Source organism: Rodentibacter sp., from assembly GCF_057314195.1.
Window position 1 is genome coordinate 9,110 of the sequence record NZ_DBHLAM010000034.1, and the last position, 7,050, is coordinate 16,159.

General features: G+C 43.4%; 7 protein-coding genes. 2 read left to right on the forward strand and 5 right to left on the reverse strand.

The window, feature by feature from the left end; genetic code table 11:
* The 5 genes from yceD to dprA form a co-directional block, all read right to left on the reverse strand.
* The coding region (yceD, locus tag ACO59Y_RS05210; RefSeq protein ID WP_486131258.1) for a 23S rRNA accumulation protein YceD at positions 1-469 on the reverse strand (469 nt) is incomplete at its 3' end.
* Between the two features lie 190 nt (positions 470-659).
* Positions 660-1,625, reverse strand: coding sequence for a 6-phosphofructokinase (gene pfkA / locus ACO59Y_RS05215; protein ID WP_373603182.1), 966 nt, complete (start codon positions 1,623-1,625; stop codon positions 660-662).
* Between the two features lie 116 nt (positions 1,626-1,741).
* Complete coding sequence (locus tag ACO59Y_RS05220; RefSeq protein WP_373603181.1) at positions 1,742-2,323, reverse strand: hypothetical protein; 582 nt, start codon at positions 2,321-2,323, stop codon at positions 1,742-1,744.
* A complete protein-coding gene (gene yaaA, locus ACO59Y_RS05225) occupies positions 2,316-3,092 on the reverse strand; it encodes a peroxide stress protein YaaA (RefSeq protein ID WP_486131261.1) in 777 nt (258 codons plus the stop codon). Before yaaA ends, ACO59Y_RS05220 begins: the two co-directional genes overlap by 8 nt.
* Positions 3,093-3,159: 67 nt before the next feature.
* A complete protein-coding gene (gene dprA, locus ACO59Y_RS05230; protein ID WP_486131263.1) occupies positions 3,160-4,347 on the reverse strand; it encodes a DNA-processing protein DprA in 1,188 nt (395 codons plus the stop codon).
* Positions 4,348-4,876: 529 nt separating this feature from the next.
* Between dprA and leuA the strand changes: the two genes are divergently transcribed.
* Both leuA and ACO59Y_RS05240 read left to right on the forward strand, forming a co-directional pair.
* The gene (leuA, locus tag ACO59Y_RS05235) at positions 4,877-6,424 is read left to right on the forward strand and encodes a 2-isopropylmalate synthase (RefSeq protein ID WP_486131265.1); all 1,548 of its coding nucleotides are present in this window, start codon (positions 4,877-4,879) and stop codon (positions 6,422-6,424) included.
* Positions 6,425-6,591: 167 nt separating this feature from the next.
* Positions 6,592-7,050 (forward strand): isocitrate/isopropylmalate family dehydrogenase (locus ACO59Y_RS05240; protein WP_486131267.1); only part of this gene is annotated, 459 nt, incomplete at its 3' end.

Below are 7,050 nucleotides of genomic sequence, written 5' to 3' on the forward strand. Positions count from 1 at the left end.
CGTCAGGCAATTCGCCAAAAACCTGTTCCTGCGCGGACACTTCACAGTGTTCAGGTGAATGCATTGGTACAAGCGGCAAAGCTAAAATTAACTCGTCTTCCACCGTGCCAATTAAATCTATTTCGCCAAACTCATTAAATTCGATTGGCTCATAAATTTGGGGCAATACCTCAGCCTGATCCCAACTAGCCACAGGACTGTAAGTAAATTCACATTCCAATGTTTGCTTGAGTGGCTCACCGCAACGTTGACATTCTAATTCAACCTCAACTTGCGCTTCACCTTTCATCACTACCAATTTCTGCGGATCAATATAAAACGACAATGTTACCTGTGCATCACTGAGCACGTTTACCACTGATTTTGCTAAACGCTTCAACTGATTTGCCGCATAATAACCAGCATAATTAAGCCGTCTTTGAGCATCTTTTTGCGGGTCAACGGTGAGGGGTAGTTTTACCTTTTGCATAGGGCGCGAATATTACCTGTTGTAAAGAAAATAGTCAAAGGAAAATGATATTTTTTATATAAGAAAAACAAGAACTATCCTAAAAATCAATTTCTACAAGAGTTATTTTGTTCATCACTTTACCGAAGTTATTTTCAACGTGCTTTTGAGCACCGCATTGACTGCTCAAAAGCATTTTATATTCGCCAAATTATTCTAAGCGTTTTGCCACTTCCAACCAGTCGCCTTTAAATTCACGATGCATATTGTTGATAGCATCAATAATATCATGATGAACCAATTGTTCGTTTTGAATGCCTACGCAGTAGCCACCTTTGCCTTGGAGCAAGAGATCCACTGCATAAACCCCCATACGTGATGCTAAAATGCGATCGAAAGCGCAAGGTGAACCGCCGCGTTGAACATGACCAAGCACAGTTGCACGGGTTTCATGCCCTACGCGAGCCTCAATCTCGTGAGCGAGCGAATGCACATCAGTTAACAGCTCTGTAATCGCAATAATTGCATGGCGTTTACCTCGAATAATACTGCGTTCAATTTGACGAATAAGTTCTTCGCGATCAAATTCTACTTCAGACGCGACGATATATTCGCAACCGCCTGCGATGCCTGCAGAGATGGTTAAATCGCTACAATGGCGCCCCATAATTTCTACAATAGAAATACGTTGGTGAGAGCTTGACGTATCACGTAAACGGTCGATAGCCTCTACGGCAGTTTGCAATGCGGTTTGATAGCCAATAGTGTAATCTGTACCGGCGACATCGTTGTCGATGGTGCCAGGAATCCCCACGCAAGGGAACCCGTGCTCTTCCGTTAAGAGTTTGGCGCCCATGTAAGAACCGTCACCACCGATAACTACTAAAGCGTCGATGCCGTGGGAGCGTAAAATCTCCGCACATTTCGCACGTATTTCCGGATTCTTAAATTCAGGGAAGCGCGCCGAACCTAAAAAAGTACCACCACGATTAATAATATCGGATACGCTATAGCGGTTTAATTGCTTAACTTTATTGTTATATAAGCCTTGATAGCCTTCATAGATTCCAAATACTTCCAATCCTTCTGCCAATGCCGCACGCACTACGCCGCGGATTGCCGCATTCATCCCCGGCGCGTCTCCGCCGCTGGTCAATACTGCGATTTTTTTAATCATATATTACCTACTTGAATTTAATAGAATAAGAAATGCAACTAAGGTTACACTATTCGGCCTATCCGCTCTAGAAAAATTCCTGAAATTTATCGGCATTTTGATCTAGATAAACTTTTTTAAGTCAAATGTTGGCAATGCCATCGCCAATCCATTTTATCTAGCGTTTTTACTTCGTTAGCAATCAAATATTTTTGTAAATGTCGCAATACTTTTTCGCGACTTAAATGGCGACTATTTTTTACTTTTTGCGAATATTGGAATTGTACGAAACCGCATTGAGGGATGTTTTGTCCGCGCATTACATCCACTTGCCAAGAAGGATTGGTTGCGCTTGGTGCGTAAACGACATAACCGCTTAAACCTTGTGCTTTTTTCGTTTTTTCATGTTGAACCGGCGCTAATTTAAACGATACGACGTCCGTACTACGATACACGCGTTCCCGTAGTTCAATGCGGTCCTCAATTGAGCGGTTTAACATATTGCGATCTAACAATACTTCGATTTGCGATTGCCATTTTTCTGGCGTATCGGGGGCACTTAGATAAACATAACGCGCCACCGTATCTAAATCTTGCCATTTTGCCAATTGATAGGCTTTATTTTGATATTCGATTTGGTCCGGTACAGCGAGTTGTGTAGGCTTGCTTGCACAAGCGGAAAGCAAGAGTAGGCTCAAAATAATAGCTATCTTATTCATCGTGATCTCGCTTAAATACAAATTCTTTTTCAGTGGAGGCCGTTTCATCAAACCAATAACCGTTCAAATCAAAATCCTTTAATTGTTCAACTTGGGTCAATCGATTTTGAATCATATAACGACACATTAAGCCGCGAGCTTTTTTAGCATAAAAACTGACCGTTTTATATTTGCCGTTTTTGTAATCCAAGAAAACTGGTTTAACGATTTGAGCGTCCAATCGGCTCGGTTTTATGGATTTATAGTATTCTTCAGACGCCAAATTTACCAATACATCGTCCCCTTGCGCATCAATAGCTTGTTGCACGGCTTGGGTAATCGTATTTCCCCAGAACGCATAAAGATCTTTGCCTTTCGGGGTAGTTAATTTAGTGCCCATTTCTAAGCGATAGGGCTGCATTAAATCAAGCGGTTGAAGTAAACCGTATAAACCGGAAAGCATACGAAGGTGAGTTTGGGCAAACGAAATATCCTCATCGGACAGCGAATTCACATCCAAGCCGGTATAAACATCGCCTTTGAAAGCAAAAATCGCTGCGCGGGCATTTTTTTCGTTATGTGATTTTGTCCACTCGGCGAAGCGTGCGGCGTTTAGGCCGGCTAGTTTATCGCTGATAGACATTAAAGATGCAATATCTTGCGGGGAAAGTTTGCGGCAAATTTCAATCAGTTGCTCGCTGTAATCCGTTAAGCGCGGTTGAGAAACTGGGAGATTTCTGACCGTACTTTCAAAATCTAAGGTTTTTGCCGGGGAAATAATCGCTAACATAGCTTCTCCTCAATAAAATTGAGGCGTTATGTTAGCACAGGATCAAGCAAGGCTCTATACGTGGCTTTTATACGCGCTGATAAAGTCCGTTTTCGCTCATAATTAAATCTTGTAATTCCAAATCCAGTAGTTGCACCAGCAACACATCAACACTTAAATTAAATTCTTGCGCCAATTCGTCCACACTAATCGGCGTATAACCGATACGCGCGTAAAGTTCCGGATGGTTCGGGCGTATGGCAGAAGGTGCCGGTGCGTTGGAGGTGCTTTTTAGCACCGCATTGGAAGGTGAAATTCCGCCGGAATAAGGCGAAGCAGGCGCAGAATTGCGCGTTGCGACTGCGGTTTTATCAAAATCAATTTTGGCTTGTGCATGCGCGGGATGTTCATCTAATGTATACAAAATATCTTTCACGTTTTCCACCAATAAGGCGCCCTGTTTAATCAATTGATGGCAGCCTCGACTGAACTCGCTTTGCAGGTTTCCGGGCAGTGCGAACACTTCGCGATTTTGTTCCAAGGCGTAACGGGCGGTGATCAACGAACCGCTTTTTTCGGTCGCTTCGATCACTAAAGTGCCGACGGAAAGCCCACTGATGATGCGATTGCGACGGGGAAAATTTTCCGGTATCGGTGGCTGATCCGGTAAAAACTCTGAAACTAAAGCACCGTTTGCGTCCAAAATACGTTGTGCCAGTGAACGGTGTTTCTGAGGATAAAGTTGATTGAGCCCACTGCCCAGCACCGCAATGGTTTGTCCGCCCGTTTCCAATGCGGCTTGATGGCAATATCCATCGATACCGAGCGCCAATCCGCTGGTAATCGCAAAACCGGCTAGGACGAGTTCAGTCGCAAAATATTTCGCCCAGGCTTCGCCGTAATTCGAGCAATAACGACTACCGACCATGGCGATTTGGCGTTGGGAAAGTGCTGCTATACTACCTTGTACAAATAATAAAGGGGGAAAACCGCTGGTGCATTTTAGAATGTAAGGATAATCGGATGAAAAATAGTTAATCAGATAATTACCTTCTTTTGTCGCCCACTCCAATGCGGGATCAATATATTGGTGACAGGGCTTAAACCAACGTTGTATTTGTATGTCAGTCCAACCTATTTGACGTAGCATCGCATCATCATAATTTAAAAAATCAGTCAATTTGATATTGGATAAAATGTTATAAACCCCCACGTTACCCAGTTTCGGCACTTGCAATAGACGAAGCAAAATTTCTGTTGCTTGAGTTTGAGTCATTCCTTGTCCTTTATTGTAAAGATTAAATCCCGCAGATTATGTAAATAATGGAAAAACTCGCGAGTGTTTGGTTGCACTTTTGCGATTTGAATCACAAAATTAAGAAAAAATAGAATTTTTTACCACTCCTATAAAATCGGAAAAGACAGTGTAAAAATAGTTTCTTTATTGTATTTTTTAGTGGAATTATCTGGAGGATGAAGTATAAATAGTGAAATGTATCGGTTATGCTTTTTATAATCTGAGAATGAAGGGATAAAACGCTAAAAAAGCATTTGACAGATCTTTATTTATTCGTAACATAGCCGGCGTTTTACAGCAAAATTTGATAGGATTTTTATGTTTTCTTCTGTTTCTTTATCTCTCAGCTTACTGCTCTCACATTCCTTGTGCGGCTAAGTTGTGGGTGAAAAACAGTCAAATGTAAAACCCAAAAAGATTAACCCGCACTTTAGTTTGCGGGTTTTTTCGTTTTTAAAATACCATACAAACCGGCGTACTTTCGGAGTGATTTTAGAAGGATATTGTTATGACAGATCGCGTAATTATTTTTGACACTACCTTGCGTGACGGCGAACAGGCGTTGAAAGCCAGTTTAACCGTAAAAGAAAAATTGCAAATTGCCTTGGCGTTGGAACGCTTGGGGGTAGATGTGATGGAAGTGGGCTTTCCGGTATCATCCCAAGGGGATTTTGAATCCGTGCAAGCCATTGCGCGCCATATTAAAAATTCTCGTGTGGCAGCACTTTCCCGTGCGGTAGCGAAAGACATTGATGCAGCGGCTGAAGCCTTGAAAGTAGCAGAAGCTTTCCGTATTCACACCTTTATTGCCAGTTCCGCATTACACGTGGAAGCCAAACTAAAACGCACCTTTGACGATGTGGTGGAAATGGCGGTGGCGGCAGTGAAACGTGCACGTAACTACACCGATGACGTGGAATTTTCCTGCGAAGATGCCGGACGCACCGGTATCGACAATATTTGTCGCATTGTGGAAGCGGCAATCAACGCTGGTGCGACAACGGTTAACATTCCGGATACCGTCGGTTTCTGCTTACCTAACGAATACGGCAACATTATCGCGCAAGTACGCAACCGTGTACCAAACATCGACAAAGCCGTAATTTCCGTGCACTGCCACAACGATTTAGGCATGGCGACCGCCAACTCTTTAACGGCAGTACAAAACGGTGCACGCCAAATTGAATGTACTATCAACGGTATCGGAGAGCGCGCAGGTAACACCGCATTGGAAGAAGTGGTGATGGCAATGAAAGTTCGTCAAGAATTTATGGGTGTGGATACACGCATCAACACGCAAGAAATTCATCGCGTCAGTCAAATGGTCAGCCAGCTTTGCAATATGCCGATTCAACCGAATAAAGCCATTGTCGGCTCAAACGCCTTTGCGCATTCGTCCGGTATTCACCAAGACGGTATGTTAAAAAACAAAAATACCTACGAAATCATGTCACCGGAAACCATTGGCTTGAAGAAAGAGAAGTTGAACTTAACCGCGCGTTCCGGCCGTGCAGCGGTGAAAGGCCACATGACTGACATGGGCTACACCGAGCAAGATTACGATTTGGATAAATTGTATGATGCCTTCTTGAAATTGGCGGACAAAAAAGGCCAAGTGTTCGATTATGACTTGGAAGCGTTGGCGTTTATCGACATGCAACAAGGTGATGAAGATCGTTTGGTGTTAGATAAACTTTCTGCTCACTCCACCAAAGAATATCCGGCGACTGCCTTTGTTCAATTACAGTTAGATGGTGAGAAATTAAGCACGTCATCAATCGGCGGTAACGGCCCGGTCGATGCGGTTTACAACGCCATCTTAAATTTGACCGGTTTAGAGATCAAAATGTCTCACTATAACTTAACCGCCAAAGGCGAAGGCGCAGAAGCCTTAGGTCAGGTGGACATTGTGGTGGAACATGAAGGTCGTAAATTCCATGGTGTCGGTTTGGCGACAGATATCGTTGAATCTTCTGCACTTGCTTTAGTTCATGCAATTAATGCCATTTATCGTGCGCATAAGGTGGCGGATATTAAGAGTCATAAACATCATTAATCTATCGAGTTCCCCTCTTTAGCAAAGAGGGGGTAGGGGAGATTTGGTAGAAGTAACATCAACCTCATCAGTGAATTTTATATCGTTAAAATCTCCCCCCCAGCCCCTCTTTACAAAAGAGGGGAGAAAATTAACCGCACTTTTGTGTAAAAAAATAGGAAAACAATATGCAATCATACAACATCGCAATTCTCCCCGGCGACGGCATCGGCCCGGAAGTGATGGCAGAAGCCATTAAAGTATTAAACAAAGCCCAAGAAAAATTCGGTTTTAAACTCAACTTCAATGAATTTTATGTGGGTGGGGCCGCAATTGATCACTGCGGTTGCCCATTACCGGCAGATACCTTAAAGGGCTGTGAAGAGGCCGATGCGATTTTATTCGGTTCTGTAGGTGGGCCAAAATGGACAAACTTACCGCCGGATCAACAACCGGAACGCGGCGCATTATTGCCATTGCGCAAACATTTCAAATTATTCTGCAATCTTCGCCCGGCAACTCTTTACAAAGGGTTAGAAAAATTCTGCCCTTTACGCGCAGACATTGCCGCAAAAGGGTTTGATATGGTAGTGGTGCGTGAATTAACGGGCGGGATTTATTTCGGTCAGCCTAAAGGTCGTGAAGGT